Source organism: Streptomyces deserti, assembly GCF_054782695.1.
Map to the genome: position 1 here is coordinate 132,535 of NZ_BAAGRZ010000017.1, position 17,942 is coordinate 150,476.

The 17,942-nt window shown below is 72.7% G+C and carries 13 protein-coding genes and 1 riboswitch; of the genes, 7 read left to right on the forward strand and 6 right to left on the reverse strand.

The features are described from left to right. The first annotated feature begins 16 nt into the window (after window positions 1-16). Window positions 17-2,047: a DNA helicase RecQ gene (gene recQ, locus ACYVMZ_RS25695; protein ID WP_461083621.1), complete on the forward strand. Its 2,031-nt coding sequence runs from the start codon at window positions 17-19 to the stop codon at window positions 2,045-2,047. A 120-nt stretch (window positions 2,048-2,167) separates the two neighbouring features. Here recQ and ACYVMZ_RS25700 read toward each other — a convergent pair whose 3' ends face one another. Together ACYVMZ_RS25700 and fahA are read right to left on the reverse strand one after the other, a co-directional pair. Beyond that, complete coding sequence (locus ACYVMZ_RS25700) at window positions 2,168-3,106, reverse strand: M56 family metallopeptidase (RefSeq protein ID WP_461083544.1); 939 nt, start codon at window positions 3,104-3,106, stop codon at window positions 2,168-2,170. Window positions 3,107-3,401: 295 nt separating this feature from the next. Then, complete coding sequence (gene fahA / locus ACYVMZ_RS25705; RefSeq protein ID WP_461083546.1) at window positions 3,402-4,616, reverse strand: fumarylacetoacetase; 1,215 nt, start codon at window positions 4,614-4,616, stop codon at window positions 3,402-3,404. A gap of 286 nt (window positions 4,617-4,902) precedes the next feature. Between fahA and ACYVMZ_RS25710 the strand changes: the two genes are divergently transcribed. The 5 genes from ACYVMZ_RS25710 (at window position 4,903) to ACYVMZ_RS25730 (ending at window position 12,272) form a co-directional block, all read left to right on the forward strand. Beyond that, complete coding sequence (locus ACYVMZ_RS25710) at window positions 4,903-6,156, forward strand: DegT/DnrJ/EryC1/StrS family aminotransferase (protein ID WP_461083548.1); 1,254 nt, start codon at window positions 4,903-4,905, stop codon at window positions 6,154-6,156. Then, a complete protein-coding gene (locus tag ACYVMZ_RS25715) occupies window positions 6,149-8,509 on the forward strand; it encodes a lipopolysaccharide biosynthesis protein (RefSeq protein ID WP_461083550.1) in 2,361 nt (786 codons plus the stop codon). Before ACYVMZ_RS25710 ends, ACYVMZ_RS25715 begins: the two co-directional genes overlap by 8 nt. 264 nt (window positions 8,510-8,773) lie before the next feature. Then, entirely contained in the window at window positions 8,774-10,576 is a 1,803-nt protein-coding gene (locus tag ACYVMZ_RS25720) for a glycosyltransferase (RefSeq protein WP_461083552.1), read from the forward strand. Then, on the forward strand, window positions 10,573-11,073 hold the full coding sequence (locus ACYVMZ_RS25725) for a hypothetical protein (protein ID WP_461083554.1): 501 nt from the start codon (window positions 10,573-10,575) through the stop codon (window positions 11,071-11,073). The genes ACYVMZ_RS25720 and ACYVMZ_RS25725 overlap by 4 nt, the downstream gene beginning before the upstream one ends. 35 nt (window positions 11,074-11,108) lie before the next feature. Further along, window positions 11,109-12,272, forward strand: a complete 1,164-nt coding sequence (locus ACYVMZ_RS25730; protein ID WP_461083556.1) for a glycosyl hydrolase — start codon at window positions 11,109-11,111, stop codon at window positions 12,270-12,272. 44 nt (window positions 12,273-12,316) lie between these two features. On the opposite strand, the gene ACYVMZ_RS25735 is transcribed toward ACYVMZ_RS25730, so the two are convergent. From ACYVMZ_RS25735 to ACYVMZ_RS25745, 3 genes are all read right to left on the reverse strand, one after another. Further along, a complete protein-coding gene (locus ACYVMZ_RS25735) occupies window positions 12,317-13,072 on the reverse strand; it encodes a polysaccharide deacetylase family protein (RefSeq protein WP_461083558.1) in 756 nt (251 codons plus the stop codon). A gap of 152 nt (window positions 13,073-13,224) precedes the next feature. Then, window positions 13,225-14,574 carry a glycosyltransferase gene (locus ACYVMZ_RS25740; RefSeq protein WP_461083560.1) on the reverse strand — a complete coding sequence of 450 codons (1,350 nt, stop codon included), beginning with the start codon at window positions 14,572-14,574 and terminating at the stop codon, window positions 13,225-13,227. Window positions 14,575-14,590: 16 nt separating this feature from the next. Further along, window positions 14,591-15,661, reverse strand: coding sequence for a GNAT family N-acetyltransferase (locus tag ACYVMZ_RS25745; RefSeq protein ID WP_461083562.1), 1,071 nt, complete (start codon window positions 15,659-15,661; stop codon window positions 14,591-14,593). Window positions 15,662-15,905: 244 nt separating this feature from the next. Here ACYVMZ_RS25745 and ACYVMZ_RS25750 point away from each other — a divergent pair, with 244 nt between their 5' ends. Then, window positions 15,906-16,718, forward strand: coding sequence for an HAD family hydrolase (locus tag ACYVMZ_RS25750; RefSeq protein ID WP_461083564.1), 813 nt, complete (start codon window positions 15,906-15,908; stop codon window positions 16,716-16,718). A 3-nt stretch (window positions 16,719-16,721) separates the two neighbouring features. Here the strand turns inward: ACYVMZ_RS25750 and ACYVMZ_RS25755 are convergent, their stop codons facing one another. Further along, complete coding sequence (locus ACYVMZ_RS25755; RefSeq protein ID WP_461083566.1) at window positions 16,722-17,519, reverse strand: LysM peptidoglycan-binding domain-containing protein; 798 nt, start codon at window positions 17,517-17,519, stop codon at window positions 16,722-16,724. A 3-nt stretch (window positions 17,520-17,522) separates the two neighbouring features. Beyond that, window positions 17,523-17,677, reverse strand: a riboswitch (cyclic di-AMP (ydaO/yuaA leader). Between the last annotated feature and the right edge of the window lie 265 nt (window positions 17,678-17,942).

A 17,942-nucleotide genomic window follows, 5' to 3' on the forward strand; every position in this document is an offset into this window, starting at 1 on the left:
TACGGGGGACGCGACGATGGGTGGGACGGGCGGTATCGCCGAGATGGAAGTGACCGAGAGCGAGGCGTTGGCCACGCTGCGTCGGGTGTTCGGATACGAGGTCTTCCGCGGTGAGCAGGAAGCCGTCGTCGAGCACGTGGTGGCCGGCGGGGACGCCGTCGTGCTCATGCCGACGGGGGCCGGCAAGTCGCTGTGCTACCAGATCCCGTCCCTGGTCAGACCGGGCACGGGGATCGTCGTCTCCCCGCTCATCGCGCTGATGCAGGACCAGGTGGACGCACTGCGGGCGCTCGGTGTGCGCGCCGGGTTCATGAACTCCACGCAGGACTTCGACGAGCGGCGGATCGTCGAGGCCGAGTTCCTGGCCGGGGAGCTGGACCTGCTGTATCTGGCACCGGAGCGGCTGCGGCTGGAGAGCACGCTCGACCTGCTCTCCCGAGGGAAGATCGCCGTCTTCGCGATCGACGAGGCGCACTGCGTCTCCCAGTGGGGGCACGACTTCCGGCCCGACTACCTGGCGCTGTCACTGCTCGGCGAGCGCTGGCCGGACGTGCCGCGGATCGCGCTCACGGCGACGGCCACGCACGCCACGCACCGGGAGATCACCGAGCGGCTGAACATGCCGGCGGCCCGGCACTTCGTGGCGAGCTTCGACCGGCCCAACATCCAGTACCGGATCGTGCCGAAGGCGGACCCGAAGAAGCAGCTGCTGAGCTTCCTGCGCGAGGAGCACGCGGGCGACGCGGGCATCGTGTACTGCCTCTCGCGCAACTCCGTCGAGAAGACGGCCGAGTTCCTGACCCGCAACGGCATCGAGGCGGTGCCGTACCACGCGGGCCTCGACGCCGGCACGCGCGCGGCGCACCAGTCCCGCTTCCTGCGGGAGGACGGGCTGGTGGTCGTGGCGACCATCGCCTTCGGGATGGGCATCGACAAGCCGGACGTCAGGTTCGTCGCCCACCTCGACCTGCCCAAGTCCGTCGAGGGCTATTACCAGGAGACCGGGCGGGCCGGCCGCGACGGACTGCCGTCCACAGCCTGGATGGCCTACGGGCTCAACGACGTCATACAGCAGCGCAAGCTGATCCAGTCGGGCGAGGGCGACGAGGCTTTCCGGCGGCGGGCCCAGGCCCACCTGGACGCGATGCTCGCGCTGTGCGAGACCGCCCAGTGCCGCCGGGGCCAGCTGCTCGCCTACTTCGGTCAGGACCCCGACCCGGCGGGCTGCGGCAACTGCGACACGTGCCTGACCCCGCCGGAGACCTGGGACGGCACGGTCGCGGCGCAGAAGGTGCTGTCGACGGTGGTGCGGCTGCAACGGGAACGGGGCCAGAAGTTCGGCGCGGTGCAGATCGTCGACATCCTGCTGGGCAAGCGCACGGCCAAGGTGATCCAGTTCGACCACGACCAGCTGTCCGTGTTCGGCATCGGTGAAGAGCTGACCGAGGGCGAATGGCGGGGCGTCATCCGGCAGTTGCTCGCCCAGGGGCTCCTCGCGGTCGAGGGGGAGTACGGCACGCTGGTGCTGACCGAGGCCAGCGGGGCGGTGCTGCGGCGGGAGCGGGAGGTGCCGCTGCGCAAGGAGCCGAAGAAGCCGGTGACCTCGCGGGCGGCGTCCTCGGGCTCGTCCGGATCGGCGGGCTCGGGACGGGGCAAGCCCAAGGCCGCCGCGGCCGAGCTGCCCGAGGAACTGCTCCCCGCGTTCGAGGCGTTGCGTGCCTGGCGCGCCGAGCAGGCCCGTGAGCAGGGCGTTCCGGCGTACGTCATCTTTCACGATGCGACGCTCCGGGAGATCGTCACGGTGTGGCCCACTTCGGTGGGGCAGCTGGGGGGCGTCAGCGGGGTGGGGGAGAAGAAGCTGGTGACGTATGGGGAGGGCGTGCTCGCGGTGCTGGCGTCCTTGGGCGGACCGCCCGGCGAAGGCGCCGCGCCGTCGGGTGATGCCGGCCTGTCGAGCGATGCCGCGCGGTCGGGTGATGCCGCGCCGTCGAGCGATGTGGCTCCGGAGGAGGACTGGGGCGAGCCGGAGCCGGAGGAGTGGATGTAGGGCTGTGCCGGCGGCGTGCCGTGGCGCCGCCCCGCGGGATGCCGGATGGGCTTCCCGCCGGGCTTCCCGCGGTCGGGTGCGCTTGGTTGCCGTCGCCCCCGCCTCCCGCCGCTGCCGCAGCTACGACAGCGCCGTAAGACCCGGTGCGAACACGATCAGCAGCGGTACCAGGGGGACCAGTGCTGCCACCGTCGTCGTCAGGGCGCGGTGACGGCGGCCCAGTCGGGGCGGCGGTTCCAGGAGGCGGTCCACCCGTTCGCCCAGCAGCCGGTGGCTGGAGGCGCAGGACAGCACGCCGCGGTGCTGGTTGAGCTCGATCAGGGCCAGCGCGGTGGTGAGGTGGCCGCAGCGGCGGGAGGCCGTGTCGTCGGCGGCCAGTTCGACCAGGCGGTGCGTCTGGTCGCAGAAGTGGGCGAAGAGGGGGATGCGGGGGAAGCCGGTGGCCAGGGCCGTGGAGAGGTGCAGCAGCCAGTCGTGGCGGGCGCGGGCGTGGCCGCGTTCGTGGGTGAGGACGGCGTCGACCTGGTGGTCGGTGAGGCGGTGCAGGGCGCCGGTGGTGACGATCAGCTGGGGCGGGCTCCCCGGCATCCACCAGGCGTCGGGGTACTCGTCCTCCAGGACCAGCAGAGGACCGCGGGCGGCGGGCAGGCCGGCGGGGAGGTCGGGCGCGCGTTCCCGCAGGTGCGCACGGGCCTGGGCGCGGCGGCGGCGGGCCTCGACGAGCTCACGGGCGAGCATCGCCGTCGTCCAGGCGGCGCCGCAGGCCAGCAGTACGGTGAGCGCGGTCGCCCAGGCCGGCGCCGAGGAGAGGTCGTACGCCGCGGTCACCGCCGGCGGGGCCGGGGCGAAGAGCTGGGCGCGGACGGTGCCGAAGACGGCGGCGGCGCCCAGGGCGAGCGCCGCCAGGCAGCACAGCAGGACGGTGGCGACCAGGCACTGCCACACCCACAGGGCGACCACGGGTTCCCGTTCGGGCCACTCCGCCCGGGTCAGCGCGCGCGGAATGGGCACGGCGGCCGTCACGGCGACAACGCTCAGCAGGAGCAGGCAGACGGTCATGCCACGGGCTCCGGATCCTGGTCGGAAGAAGGGCGGCTTCGGGTCGTGCGGTGCTGGGCGGCGGCCGTGCGCATCGGCGACCGCGGCGGGCGCGATCGGTGTGCCGGGCGCGACAGGCGCGCCTCGCATGAGGTGCGTGACGCGCGCATGCACACCGCCCGACGCCAAGTATGACGGCGACGGGCGGTGTGAGGCAGGGGTCGGCGGACATCGAGGAGGTGCGGGGGCGGGCTTTCAGCCCGGTATCCGACTGGCATCCTCCGACCGGCATCCTCCGACCGGCATCCGCCGGGCGTCACTCGGCCGGTACGACCCGTCCCGTGACCTCGCCCAGGCCCACCCGCAGCCCGCCCGGGCCCGGGGCCCAGGCCGACAGGGTGACCACGTCGCCGTCCTCCAGGAATGTCCGCTTGCCGTCGGGGAGTTCGAGCGGGTCGCGGCCGTTCCAGGTCAGCTCCAGCAGGGAACCGCGCTCGTGTTCCGTCGGGCCGCTCACCGTGCCGGAGCCGTACAGGTCGCCGGTGCGCAGGGAGGCGCCGTTGACGGTCATGTGGGCCAGCTGCTGTGCGGCCGTCCAGTACATGGTGGAGAAAGGGGGTTCGGAGACGACGTGGCCGTTGATGGCGACCGAGATCCGCAGGTCGTAGCCGCCGGGGTCCTGCTCGGAGTCGTCGAGGTAGGGGAGCAGCGGGTGGGTGCGCTCCGGCGGGGCCACACGGGCCTCCTCCAGGGCGTCCAGCGGAGTGATCCACGCCGACACGGACGTGGCGAAGGACTTGCCGAGGAACGGGCCGAGGGGGACGTACTCCCAGGCCTGGATGTCGCGCGCGGACCAGTCGTTGAGGAGGCACAGACCGAAGACGTGCTCGCGGAAGTCGGCGAGCGGCACCGGCCTGCCCACCTGGGACGGCACCCCGACGACGAAGCCGACCTCGGCCTCGATGTCGAGGCGGATGGACGGGCCGAAGACGGGTGCCGCGTCGGCGGGGGCCTTGCGCTGCCCTGACGGGCGTACGACGTCCGTGCCCGAGACGACGACCGTGCCGGAGCGGCCGTGGTAGCCGATCGGCAGGTGCTTCCAGTTGGGGGTCAGCGAGTCGGCGGCGTCGGGGCGGAAGATCCGGCCGACGTTCCGGGCGTGGTTCTCGGAGGCGTAGAAGTCGACGTAGTCCGCGACCTCGAAGGGAAGGTGCAGGGTCACCGAGGACAGGGGGTGGAACAGCGGCTCGACCGTTTCCCGGTGCGAGGGCACCGTCACCCACGCGGTCAGGGCCCGCCGGACGTCCGACCAGGCCGTGCGGCCCGCCGCCAGCAGCGGGTTCAGGGACGGCTGCGCGAGCAGGGCGGCGTACGGGGAGCCGAGGGCGTGGGCCGCCGCGCCGGCGTCGAGGACGTGGTCGCCGAGCCGGACGCCCACCCTCCGGTCCGGCGAGCCGGGGAGCGAGAACACGCCGTACGGGAGGTTGTGCGGGCCGAAGGGGTCGCCCTCGGGGACATCGAAGGGGGGCATCGGGTGCTGCCTCGCTTTCGTGTGCGCCATGTGCTCCACGTATCCGTGGGTGGGCCACACGTTACGTGGGGCACACCCGTCCTGTGCAGGGCCGGACGAGTCGCGTGGGTGTCCCGGGGACTCGGCGGCGCGTGGCCGACACGCGGTGCACCACCGGCGCTCCCGCACCGGAAGTTATCCACAGAACGGGACGCAATCTTGACGGAGTAGTGCGAACGGGGCGACTCTGGGCGGGTGCCGGAAGGCCTCGGGGAGGGGGCGATCCCATGGCACACCAGGGGGGCGGATGGCCATTGGGGAGGCCGGCCGTGGCGCGGCGCGCCCGGGCTCGCAGCCGAAACGGCTGGAGGAGACCATGCGCGGCCGTCTGGGCCGGGAATGCGTGTATGTACCGTCGTGCCGGTTCGGGCTGTTCGTGGCCTTGCGCCACTGGTGCCCGCCCGGCGGCCGGGTGTTGATGTCGCCGGTCAACGACGACGTCATCTTCTTCGTCGTGCTCGCGGCCGGACTGCGGCCCGTGCAGGCGCCGTTGAACCCGCTCGACGCGTCCATCGACATCGATGCCGTGCCGGATGAGATGTGGGGTTCGCTGTCCGCCGTATTGACGACGAACCTGTACGGGAATCCTGATCCGGCACCCGAACTTCGAAAGAAATGTGACGAGTTGGGGATTCCGCTGTTCGAGGACGCGGCGCACGCCATCGGCAGCGAGGTGGGGGGCCGGCCGGTCGGAGCGTGGGGGGACGCCTCCGTCTTCAGCCTCTCCAAGCATGCCGACGCCAAGGCGGGCGGCTTGCTCGCCCTCGCCGATCCGGGCCTGCGCGCGGCGGTGGAGCGGACCTGCGCGCAGCTGCTCCTGCCGCGGCGGACGACGGCCGAACTCGCCTACGCCGTCCGGCCGTACGCGGAGGCGGCCGTACGGGGCCTGCGGCTGCGCGGCGCCGCCTGGGCCGCGATGCGGCTGCTGGGGCTGACGGAGCGCGAGGACATCCGGATGCCGCTGCGCCCCGACGCCCTGGCCCGCGCCGCGCACTCGGCGCCGGGGCTCGACGCGCACGATCCCTGGGTACGGGTCGACATGCACGACTACCGCCTGACGCCCGGTCGGCTGCGGCTGCGGCGCATCGCGCGGAAGCTGGAGCGGCTGGACGAGGTGCTGGCACCCTGCCGGGCGGGCACGGAGCTGCTGCTGTCGACGAAGTGGGCCAAGCCGACCGGGGACGGGCAGCCGTTGTTCCGGGTGCCGTTGTTCGTGGCGGACCGGGACGCGGCGATCGCGGCGCTGGCGCGGCGGGGCATCGTCGTCGGGTATCTCTACGACCCGCCCCTTGACGACTACGCGGGCGCCGAGTTCACCGACCCCTCGCCCGACCCGGAGGCGGCCCGCTGGTTCGCGCGCCACGCGCTGCCCGTGGATCCGCTGCGGGCCCGGGACGTCGTCGAGGTGCTGGAGACATCCGGGGCGCGGCCGGTCCAGGTGCCGGGAGGACGGGCGCGGCCCGGGCCGGCAGCCGAAGGGCCGGGTCCGGCCCGTGGCTGAGGTCCAGGTGCACGAGCACGCCGAGGCACCCGCCGCCGGCGGGCCGCGGCCCAGCGCCGGCGGGCACGGCTCCGACTCGCTGTTCAAGAACGCCTACTTCCTGATGCTCAGCACCGGCGTCTCCGCCGTGCTCGGCCTCGGCTTCTGGGTGGTGGCCGCGCGGTACTACTCGGAGGACGCCGTCGGGCAGGGCTCCGCAGCGATCGCCGCGATGCGGCTGCTCGCCAGCATCACGGCGACGACGATGATCGGCGCCGTGGTCCGTTTCGTGCCCCGCGCGGGCCGCCGGACCGGACGGCTGGTGTGGGGCACGTACGTGGCGAGTTCGCTGGTCGTCGCCCTGGCCGCCGCCGTCTTCCTGCTCACGCTCGACCAGTGGGGAGCGTCGTACGCGCCGCTCGGCACACCCGCCGCGGGCGCGGTGTTCGTCGCCGCGTGCGTGGCCTGGGCGCTGCTCACGCTGCAGGACGGGGTGCTCACGGGGCTGCGCAAGGCCGAGTGGGTGCCGGCCGGGAACGCGGTGTTCTCGGTCGGCAAACTGATCCTGCTGGTCGTCTTCGCCGGCACCCTGCCCGTGCTCGGCATCTTCGTGTCCTGGGCCGTGGCCATCGTCTTCTCCACCCTGCCGCTGGGCTGGCTGATCTTCCGCAGACTCATCCCGCGCCAGGCGGCGGCCGACCGCGACCTGGAGCCGCCCAAGGTCCGGGACATGGGCCGCTTCCTGGCCGGGGACTCGCTCGGCGCGCTGTTCAGCCTGGCGATGATCAACCTGCTGCCGGTGATGGTCGCGATCCGCTTCAGCGCCGCGGAGAACGGCTACTTCTACGTCGCGTACACCGTCGGCGGCACGATGGAGTTCATGGCCATCAACATGGCCTCCTCCCTCACCGCCCACGCCTCGCACGACCCGCGGCAGCTGGCCGAGGGCGTCCGCGGGGCGCTGCGACGCATGACGCTGCTGCTCGTGCCGGTGGTGCTGGTGCTGGTGCTCTTCGCGCCGCAGATCCTCGCCCCCTTCAGCCCGGACTACGCCGAGCACGGGTCCACGGTGCTGCGGCTCCTCGCCCTCGGCGCGCTGCCGAGGGTCGTGGTGGAGCTGTACATCGGCGTGCTGCGCGTGCAGGGCCGCACCGGGGTGCTGGCCGCGCTCCAGGGCGCCATGTGCACGCTGGTGCTGGGCAGCGCGGCCGTGCTGCTCACCCCGGCCGGGATCGCGGGCGCCGGCTGGGCGGTGCTGCTCAGCATGACGCTGATCGCTGTCGTCTCCGTCGTCGGGCTGCGCTCGGCGCTGCGCCGCGACGACCTGCCCAAGGAGCGGAACTCCGCCACGTCCTCCTACGGCACCCGCTGGGCCCGGCTGAACGCCACCGCCGGGTACGGCACGAGCTGGGCCCGCCGGGCGGCGTACGAGCCCAAGGACGCCGACGGGGACGACGGGGACGACGGGGACACGGTCACCCTGTTCATAGGGCGTCCCGGATACGAACGGGAGGCGTTGCAGGCGGACACGCTGGCGCTGATCGTGCGGCCGCACCACTCGGACGCCCCGCAGGGGGACGCCTTCCACGACCCGGATGCGCCGCGCCCTGCGGACGCCGCCCAGGGGTCCGACAGGGGCGATGAGCGTGCCGGAGCGGAGGAGGGGGAGGGGCCGCGTCAGGACGGGGAGGCAGTCCCGCAGGAGGGGGCGCCCCGGGACCAGGAGCGGCGTCTCAGAGGCGCCCTGTGGTCCTTGCTGGGCCTCGCCACCGTGTTTTTCTGGGCGTCACTGCGCGACCTGCCCTGGTTCGGCGGCACCACGGAAGCGGCACTGACAGGACGTCGGCTGCTGGAGGGCCTCCCGGTCCCCGCGTTCGTCGCGGGCGCTCTGCTGCTCGTCGTGTTCGTGGCCTCGGTGACGCTGTGTGCCCGGCGCGAGCCGTGGCTGCCCGCGGCCGCGCTGGCCGCGGCGCTGCTCGCCCTGTACGCCGCACCCGTGGCGCTCGGCTGGGAACCACGGCCGGTCGACGGGGCGTTGTACTCGAAGACGGCTGGTTTCCTCGCGGACGTGACGGGGCTCGACGGGCCCGAACCGCTGCTGCGGTGGGCGCCGCCGGTCTGCCAGCTGCTGTGCCTCGTACCGCTGGGGTCGCTGCTCGCGAGCGCGGGCGGACGGCTGACGTGGCCGGGGCGCTGGGGGGTTCTGTATCTCACCGCGGTGGGCTGCTGGGTGTGGCGGGAGGAGCTCGCGCCCATCGCGCCGCTTCTGCTCGTCGTGCTCGTCGTGCTCGTCCTGCTCCTGCTGCTCCGCCGCGCCGCATCGGCGATGGGGCTCCCGCACCGTAGACAAGCCAACGGCCGATCCAGCGACTGATCAAGCTCCGGAGCCGAGAACCGCCAGGGGGGAACCGCCGTGCGTCCGCCAACCACTCCACGGGAGAGATCCACGCCAGAGCCCGCGTCGGCGCCCAGCCCTCAGGACGCGCCCCCGACCACGGACCGGACACAGCCGGAGCCGGAGCCGGAAACGGCCGGGCCTGACCAGTCCTCCTCTGCCTCGTCCCTTTCTGCCTCGTCCTCCTCTCCCACGTCTTCGTCTTCCTCGTCCTCGGAGGCATCGAGCCCGGCCCATGAGCCCGTGACGGATCTCTCCGACCTGCCCCCCGCGTGGCCCGGGCGCCGTACGGCCGTGTGGCCGGGCGGTCCGCTGCTCGCGGCGCTCGGGCTCTGGGTCTACGCGGTGCGGCACACCGACGTCTCCCGGCTCGGCGACTTCGGACTGGTCACCGCGCTGCATCCCGCCTTCTGGCTCGGCCTCGTGGTGCTCACGGCCGGTTTCTGGTTCACGGTCCGCGATCCGCACAGGCCGCAGGCCTGGTCGGCGGCGTACGTCCTCGGGCTGCTGGTGATGGAGCGGGCCACCCAGGCCGTGCTCTACCCGACCCCGCTGTATGCCTGGGCGTGGAAGCACGACGCGGTCATCGACCACCTGCTGACGGCCGGCCGGCTGCAGACCGCCGACCAGGTCGGCGACATGGCGGTGTACGACCAGTGGCCGGGCTTCTTCGCCGCCCAGGCCGCGCTGGTGCGGATGCTGGGCGTGGACAACGCGGCGATGTACATGGCGTGGTGGCCGCTGGTCTCCAGCCTGATGCTGCTGCTCCCGCTGCTGCTGATCTACCGCACCTTCACCGAGGACCGGCGGCTGATCTGGACCGCGGTGTGGCTCTTCTTCGTCGCCAACTGGGTGGGGCAGGACTACTTCTCCCCGCAGTCCGTGGCCTTCGCCCTGCACCTGGGTGTCCTGGCCGTCGTCCTGCGCCGGTACGGCCGTTCCGGTGGGCTGGGAGGGGCGCAGCGTTCGGCGGTCTGGACGGTCGTGATCACCGTGCTGGTCGTGGCGATCGTCATCTCGCACCAGCTCACCCCGGGCATGCTGGCCGTCTCGCTGCTCGCCCTGTGCCTGACCCGCCGCTACCGCGACTGGGTCCCGCTGGTCACCACGGTGGTGATCTTCCTGGCCTGGTGCATGACGGCCGCGCTGCCCTTCCTGTCCGCCGCGCTGCCCGACATGATCCGCTCCGTCGGCGACGTCGGCAGCAACGTCTCCACCGGGTACGGCGCCACCCCGACCGGCACCGGAGCGGTGGCGACCTCCTGGGCGGCCCGGCTGCTGTCGGGCTCCGTTCTGCTGCTCGCGGTGGCCGGTGTGCTGCGTCAGCCGGTGCTGCGCCACCGCGCGCTGCCGCTGCTGCTGCTCGCGGCGATCCCGCTGCCGATGCTCGGGGCGAACAGCTACGGCAGCGAGATGATCTTCCGGGTGCTGATGTTCCTGCTGCCCGGCGCTGCCTTCTTCGCCGCCGCGGCGCTGCTGCCGAAGGTCCGCACACTGGCCGCCGAGGCCACCGCACCGGAGGCACCGGCCGCCTCTGCCCCGCGTCGGCGGTCGTACGGCACCTGGGTGCCACTGCTGGCGCTGCTCGGCGGAACCCTCGCGTTCGTCCCCAGCTACGCGGGCAAGGACCGCATCAACTACTTCCCGCCGCAGGAAGTGGCCCTCGTACGGCAGCTGTTCGACCGGGCCGCCGAGGGCGACCTCGTCGTCGCCGCCAACCGGAACTACCCGTTCGCGTACGACTCCTACTGGAGCGTCGACCACTACTGGTTCCTCGACGACGACCGGCGCCACGTCGACCAGATCGTGAAGAACCCGGCCGCCACCCTCGCCAGTGACATGGCCGGGGTGGAGCGCCCGGCCCGCGCCTACCTCCTGTTCACGCGAGGGCAGTTGGCTAACTCCGAGATGAACGGCCAGCTCACACAGGCTCAGTTGGACCGCATCCAGAAGTCCGTCGCCGCGTCGCCGCGGTTCCAGCTCCTGGCGGAGAACAGCGCCGGGGCCGTCTACGTACTGAAACCAGCGAGGGGAGCGGAGCGATGACCTCGCACGAACGCGCAGCGATGACCCCGCAGGAACGCGGAGCGATGACCCCGCAGGAACTCGTGGTCCGGATGCTGCCGCCGTTCGGCGGCTGGCTGGCGCTCGCCGCGCTCGCGCTGCCCGGCGGATCGCCGCTGCGCGGCGCGGCGGTCGTCGCCTTCCTGACGGCGGGTCCGGGCGCGGCCGTGGTCAGAGTCTGCGGTCCCGCGCTGCGGGCGCGGCCCGCCGAACGGCCCGTCGAGCGCCGGGACCCGCAGTTCGCACGCCACTCCGACCTGCTGGAGCGGCTGATGCTGGCCGTCTTCCTGAGCATGGGCGCCGTGATGATCGTCGCGACGGTGCTGATCGCCACGCACACCTTCAGCGCGCAGCGCGTCCTGCTGACGCTGGCACTGCTGACCACGCTCGCCGCGTTCTGCCCGCGGCTGCGCGCCTCCCCGTCGCCGAGGACGGCCCCGGGGACCGCGCCGAGTACATTGAAGGGTTCCGCTCAGTGAGGTTCGCCCGTCCCTTTCGCCGTATCCCCGCGGCCGTGCGCCGCATCCCCGCCGCTGTGCGCCGTACGTCCGCCCCGGCCGGACAGCACCGCAGGCCGACCCCCCGCGAGCAGGGGGGACGGGAGGCCGGCCCGCCACCGTCGGGCCGGCGCCGCGTGCTGATCACGTCCGCCACGGTCGTCACCGCGGTCATGGTCGCCGCCCTCGCCCTCCGGGAAGCCTCCGGACCGGAGGAGCGCGACACCGCGGGGTCCGTACCCTCCGCACAGGGCGAGAAGTGCCGCCCCACGGCTCTCCTCGAACCGCCCTGCGGCGCCTGGTTCGGCGCCTTCGTGCCGCACGAGCGGGACGACCTGGGGGAGAAGGTGCGCGCCTACGAGCAACGCGTGGGCCGCAAGCTCGACATCGTGTACACGTACCACGACATGTCCCTGGCGGAGGGCGCCCGCCGGGAGGGCCAGCTGCTCACCGACGAGGAACAGCGTGTCGGCGAGGACCATCTTCTGCTGCTGTCCTGGGAGAGCAAGTGGTGGGGCGGTACGAAGAAGCAGCAGCCGACCTGGAAGCAGATCGCGGACGGCAAGCTCGACGCGTCGGTCATCGACGTCCAGGCCCGGCGTATCAAGGACTACGGAAGGAAGGTCTTCCTCTCCTTCGACCTGGAGATGGACACCCGCACCCCCGACAACGGCACCCCGGCCGAGTTCGTCAGGGCGTACCGGCACATCCACGACCGGTTCCGCGCACTGGGTGTCGACAACGTCGTGTGGACCTGGATCACCACCGGGTACCTGGACCACGCCGACCTCATCAAGCGCATGTACCCGGGCGACGCGTACGTCGACTGGATCGGCTACAACCAGTACAACTACTACCGCTGCCACGACACGGACTGGCTGACCTTCGCGCAGACCCAGACCGCCACGCACACCTGGATCCGCCAGAACATCTCCGACGACAAACCGCTGATGCTCTCCGAGTTCGGCACCGCCGTCGACGCGGCCCGACCGGAGCGGCAGGCCCAGTGGTACGCGGAGGTGCCCCGCGTGCTGAAGCGCCTGGAGGGCGTCAAGGCCGCGCTCCAGTGGAACTTCCGCGATCCGGGGCCGCACTGCAACCTGGCGCTGGCGAACGAGGCGGCCTGGGACAGCCTGCGTGAGGCGGTCGCGGACCCCTACCTCAACCAGCCGCTGAAGTAGTCCCTGATCCCTGGTCCCCGGCTCCCTGTGACCCCTTCCGCGGGTCAGCCCGCGAACTCGGGCCCGTGCACCACCGCGCGGGCCCGTCGGTACCAGCGCCAGGCGATCGTCCTCGGGCCGTCGCGGTAGGGGGCGATCCGCGCGCCGCCGCCCGCCAGCCAGCCCTCGACGTCGGCGATCGTGTGACCGCGCCGCACGATGAGCCGGGCGATGCGGTAGCGCTCGTCCCGGTCGGAGCTGAGCGCGTGCCGTACGGCGGTCGCCGTCTCGTAGCCGGTCCGCGCCGCCATGGCCCGCACCCGCGGGCTGTTGTAGCCGTGCGGATAGGCGAGATGCCGCACCGGATGACCGAGGGCGTCCTCCAGCACGGCCTTGGACGTACGCAGTTCGTACGCCAGCCGCCGGGTGGGCAGGGTGTCCAGCTGGGCGTGCGTGACGGTGTGGCTGCCGATCTCCATGCCGTAACGTTCCAGCTCCGCCGCCCGGGCCAGAGGCATCATCGGGGCGGGCGGCAGCAGGCTGCGGCCGCCCGGGGCGATGGCGCCGGTGGTGAGGTAGGCGGTGGCGGGCAGGGCCCGCTCGGCCAGCGCCTCGGCGGTGGGGCCGGGCAGGTCGGCGAAGCCGTCGTCGAAGGTGAGCAGCACGGGCCGGGGCGGAAGAGGCGCGCGCCCGGCGAGGTGATCGGCGACCGTGCCGATCGTGACGGGCGTCCGCCCGCTGGCGACGATGGCGTCGAGGTGGGCGGCGAACTGCCGTGGCGTGACGGTGAACTCGGCGATCCAGGCGGGCGGGTCCTCCATCACGGCGTGGTACAGGAACACGGGGATGGCCGGGGTCGCGGTGGGGACGGCCGGCGTGACGGGCCTGCTCGCGCCGGTTCTCCCGGCCTGCCCGGACTCTCTTCCCTCGCGGCCTGTCGGCCCCTCGCCCCGACGACCCCCCTGCGACGTCCTCATCTCGATCCCCCGGCGGTCCGCAGGGCACGCCGGGCCCGCACATAGCCCACGGGCCCGTACAGCATCCCCCTGCGCTGCAGCCGCGACAGCCGCCGTGGCCACGGATGCGCCCGGTCGTCGTGCCCGCCCGGCGTCCCGCCCCCGTCCGTTTCGCGTACGGCGGTCAGCGCGCGGGCGTGGGCCAGACCGCGGGGCAGCCTCGCGAGGAACGCCGGCAGCAGCGCGGGGCGGTTGACCAGGATCGCGGTGAGGTAGGCGGTGAGGCCCGCGCCGTAACCGTAGGCCTGGGTCTCCAGGTCCCGCCAGGTCTCCCGGTGGTGGTGCCACACCAGCGCCGACGGCGTGTAGCGCAGCCGGTGCCCCTGGGCGAGGACGCGGACGAAGCCGTAGAGGTCGTCGCCGCCCCGGGCGGCCGTTCCGGCGCCGGTGGCCGGGTCGAAGCCGCCGACGGCCCGCAACACGTCCGTACGGAAGGCCATGTTGGCGCCCGAACCGAACCGGCCCGCCGTGAACGGGAACAGCGGCTCGTCCACGGGCGGGTCCTTCGGGTCGTACGTCCTTGGAGTGAAGCCTTTGGCGAAGCCGCCATGACTTTCCAACAGCACCTGGGCCGGGGTGCGCAGCCGCGCGGGCAGGATCAGCCCGGTGGCGCAGCCCAGTTCGGGGTCGGCGGCGAAGGGCGCGGTCAGTTCGGTGAGCCAGCGTGGGTCGGCGACGACGTCGTCGTCGGTGAAGGCGACCACCTCGCCCCGGGCGGCGCCGAGCCCCGTGTTGTGCGCGAGCGCGAGACCGGGGACCGGCTCGCCCACGTACCGCACCCGCTCGCCGTACTTCCGCTCGACCAGCTCCCGCGTCTCCCCCGTCACGGGCGCGTTGTCCACGACGACGATCTCGAAGCGCGGGTGGTCCTGCGCGAGCAGCGAGTCCAGCGCGCGGGCGAGCTGAGCGGCGCGCTCCCGGGTGGCGACGACGACGGTGGTGAACGGCGGCGCGGTGACCGGCGTTTCCGGTGGTGCGGTGCGTTCCGTCTCCGGCGGTGCGGCGACCCGCGTCTCCGGCGGTGCGGGTGCCGCCGTGTCCGCACCCTCCGCACCCTCCGCACCCTCCTTGCGGGCGAGCACCGTCAGGACGCCCTTCGGGTCCGCCCCCTCCGGTACCCGCCCGAGCAGGGTGCCGACCGGCCGTCCGTCCCGCCTGACCAGGACGAACACCTCGCCGGGCGTGACGGGCGGGCTGCCCGGGCCGGGCCGCAGGGTGCCGGTGTCCAGATCCAGTTCGGCGACCTGCACCGGTCTGATGCTCAGGAACCGCCGTATCTCCTCCTGCGCACGCGTGGTGCGAGACATACACCCTCCCCCTTGTTCATGACCGGCGCAGCCGTGCCGCGCCCTTCAGGGTCCGCGTGGCCAGCGACGCCAGACGCGGCCGGCCGCGGACGAAGCTGTGCGCGCGGCGCGCGGGCTCGCGGCTCAGCCAGTGCAGCGCTGCGCCCACCCCCGGGCGCGTCACCGCCCCTTCGTACACGGGCAGTTCGCCCGTCTTCAGCGCGTCCTTGTACTCGGCCGCGCCGCGCCCCAGGTCGAGCATGCCGATGCCCTGCCCGGCGGCCGCCTCGGCCATCCGCAGATGCAGCACCAGCCCCGGCGAGTACCTCGCGAACTCCGGGTCGTACGCCGGGAACCAGCAGGCCAGCACCGAGGCCGAGCACAGCCCGAAGTGCGCGGCGACCGGACGGCCGGCGGCGTACAGCACGGACAGCGTGCCCGTGCACTCCGGCGCCCGGGTCCCGGCGAGCCGGGCCACGAGACGGGTGATCCACTCCTGCGCGAACCGGTCCCGGCGGCCCGTCCTGCGGTACTGCGCCGACTTCCACCCCATGAGCGTGCGCAGCGCCGCCGGGTCGCGTTCGTCGAAGACGAACCGCAGCTCGCCGACCTGGCGGCCCAGCCTGCGCTCCTTGGCGAGGGTGGTCTTCAGGAACTTCGGCGACTGGGCGCGCAGCACGGACTCGTAGGTCTCGTAGCCCTTCTCCACGTCGATGACGTACGTGGCGTGCTCCTCGGCCGCGTACGGCACGAACAGGCGCTGCTCGGCCTCCAGGTTGTCGAAGGCGTAGCTCGACACCGAGCAGGCCCGCAGCAGTGCGCCGGTGTCCACGCGCAGGCCGGGCCGCAGCACCGCGCCCTGGCTGTCCGACACCCCGAGCCCGATCGCCCGGCCCTGCCCCAACGGGCCCCGCTCGTACGGCAGGAAGCCGACCGGCTCCAGTCCCTCGTACAGCACCGCGACCCGGGCCTGCGGCCGTACGCGGCCCACGGCGTCGGTGAACTCCGGTTCCATGAACGGGTTGCGCGGCGCCTGTGAGCCGGCGCGCAGCTCCCGCCAGCGCTCCCTTTCCCCCTCGCCGAGCTCTTCGGGCCTCAGCACGCGCATGCGGCCACTGGGTCCACTGCTCAACCCGACCCCCCGATCAAGTCCCCCCTGGACACATGGAAGGTACCGCCCGAGACCGCCCTGACGGTAGGTAGCGGAGCATGTTGATGCCAACTGGTGCAGAGACCTTCAACCGGACGGTAGTCGGCTATGCCGGAAACCGCCCTGTGGGCGCGTGACTGGCGGGCGTCCGGGGGCCGGTGCGCGGTGAGTCGGGCGGGCGCGTTGTCCGTATTCTCTGATCATGGCCGCTCCCACCGCGTATTCACTCATCGCCACCGACCTGGACGGAACGCTGCTGCGCGGCGACGACACCCTCTCCGACCGGTCCCTCGCCGCGCTCGCGCGGGTGGCGCGGGCCGGTGCCCAGCACCTCGTGGTGACGGGACGCCCGGCACCGAGAGTGCGGCCGCTCCTCGACGACCTCGGCTGCGGGGGGCTCGCGGTGTGCGGGCAGGGCGCGCAGGTGTACGACGCCGGCGCGGACCGTCTGCTGTGGTCCGTCACCCTGGACCGGGAGCTGGCCGAGACCGCGCTGGAGAAGATCGAGGCCGAGGTGGGGGAGGTGTACGCCGCGGTCGACCAGGACGGGGTCGACGGGCTCACGCTCATCGAGCCGGGCTATCTGATGCCGCACCCGACCCTGCCCGCGCTGCGGGTCGGGCGGCGCGAGGACCTGTGGTGCGCGCCGATCAGCAAGGTGCTGCTGCGCCATCCCCGCCTGTCCGACGACGAGTTGGCGGCGACGGCGCGTTCGGTGGTGGGGTCGCTCGCGACGGTCACCATGTCGGGGCCGGGGACCGTCGAACTCCAGCCGTGCGGCATCACCAAGGCGACCGGTCTCGCGCTGGCCGCCGAGCACCTGGGGCTGGGCCCGGCGGGGACCATCGCCTTCGGCGACATGCCCAACGACATCCCCATGTTCGACTGGGCCGCCCACGGCGTCGCCATGGCCAACGCCCACCCGGAACTCAAGGCGAGGGCGGACGAGATCACCCTGTCGAACGAGGACGACGGCATCGCCGTCGTCCTCGAGCGACTGTTTCCCGACGGGTAGGGCCTAGTACGGGCCGAAGACGTTGTCGATCGAGCCGTACCGCTGGGCCGCGTAGTTGCAGGCCGCGGTGATGTTCGCGACCGGGTCGTACGGGTCCCAGGACGTGCCGGGCACGTGGTAGGCCTGGAAGGTCGGGTCGATGACCTGCAGGAGGCCCTTGGACGGGGTGCCGGCGGCGGCGTTGGAGTCCCAGTTGTTGATGGCCAGGGGGTTGCCGGACGACTCCCGCATGATGTTGCGGTAAATACCGTCGTACGTCCCGGGAATTCCCTTCTGCGCCATGATGTCCAGGGCTTCGCGGATCCAGCCGTCGAGGTTGTTCGCGTAGGTCTTCGCGGCGGCCGGGGTGGCCTTGGCGACGGATCCGGCGGCCTGCGTGGCCGGCTTGGCGGCCGTGGACGACTTGGTCGCCTTGTCCGCCGCGCTCGCCTTCTTGGCGGCGTCCGCCTTCGTCGTCGTCACCTTCAGCTTCTGACCCGGGCGGATCAGCTGCGGGTCGCCGCCGACGGTCGCGCGGTTGTCCTTGTAGAGCTGACGCCATCCGCCGCTCACGTCGTACCTGTCGGCGATCCGGTAGAGGGTGTCGCCCTTGACCACGGTGTACGTGAGGGACTTGGCCGCCTGCGCGGCCTGGGGCGCCACCTGGGCGGCGACGGGGGCGATCTGGGGCGGCTGGGCGGCGTTCGCGGTCGTGGCGCCCATGAGGGGGAGCGAGAGCGCCGCGCCGCCGGTGCCGGCGGCGACGACACCTCGGGTGAGCAGGTTGGTTCTGGGGCGGCGGTGCTTAGCTCGTCCAGGCATGCTGAAGTTCCTCTCCGACGCCTGCGAGGTGAGCTGTCGGGTTCGGGCGGGAGGTGCCCGGCCGCGGGCGCGGCTTCACCCCTAGCCGTTCCGGGCATGCCTGGAACGGCGACTTACCTGGGTCCCCCGCTCCTGCCGTGCGTGAGTGAAGTGGTCATTGGGGCACGGGCGGCGGCAGGATTCGGCGTCCGCCCGGCAGGCCCGGAACGTATGCGAGAGCACATGCCGGGAACAAGTGCCGGAATCACAGAACATGCCGGTTGATCTTGCCGTGAGGCATATGGGGTGCTTGATCCTTTGCGGTCGCCAAGCCCAACTGGCGTTCCCGGGAAGGCGAAACGGTGAGGTGTGGCGCGGTGAGGCGCGTGAGGCGAAAGTGACTTACTTCACTGATCACGAGCCCGGCGAGCATTTTCCCCTCAA

What these genes read in the sequence shown, in the direction of transcription:
- recQ (WP_461083621.1), top strand. Translation starts at nt 17, where the DNA reads ATGGGTGGGACGGGCGGTATCGCCGAGATGGAAGTGACCGAGAGCGAG.
- ACYVMZ_RS25700 (WP_461083544.1), bottom strand. Translation starts at nt 3,106, where the DNA reads ATGACCGTCTGCCTGCTCCTGCTGAGCGTTGTCGCCGTGACGGCCGCC.
- fahA (WP_461083546.1), bottom strand. Translation starts at nt 4,616, where the DNA reads ATGCCCCCCTTCGATGTCCCCGAGGGCGACCCCTTCGGCCCGCACAAC.
- ACYVMZ_RS25710 (WP_461083548.1), top strand. Translation starts at nt 4,903, where the DNA reads ATGGCCATTGGGGAGGCCGGCCGTGGCGCGGCGCGCCCGGGCTCGCAG.
- ACYVMZ_RS25725 (WP_461083554.1), top strand. Translation starts at nt 10,573, where the DNA reads ATGACCTCGCACGAACGCGCAGCGATGACCCCGCAGGAACGCGGAGCG.
- ACYVMZ_RS25735 (WP_461083558.1), bottom strand. Translation starts at nt 13,072, where the DNA reads ATGGAGGACCCGCCCGCCTGGATCGCCGAGTTCACCGTCACGCCACGG.
- ACYVMZ_RS25740 (WP_461083560.1), bottom strand. Translation starts at nt 14,574, where the DNA reads ATGTCTCGCACCACGCGTGCGCAGGAGGAGATACGGCGGTTCCTGAGC.
- ACYVMZ_RS25745 (WP_461083562.1), bottom strand. Translation starts at nt 15,661, where the DNA reads ATGCGCGTGCTGAGGCCCGAAGAGCTCGGCGAGGGGGAAAGGGAGCGC.
- ACYVMZ_RS25750 (WP_461083564.1), top strand. Translation starts at nt 15,906, where the DNA reads ATGGCCGCTCCCACCGCGTATTCACTCATCGCCACCGACCTGGACGGA.
- ACYVMZ_RS25755 (WP_461083566.1), bottom strand. Translation starts at nt 17,519, where the DNA reads ATGCCTGGACGAGCTAAGCACCGCCGCCCCAGAACCAACCTGCTCACC.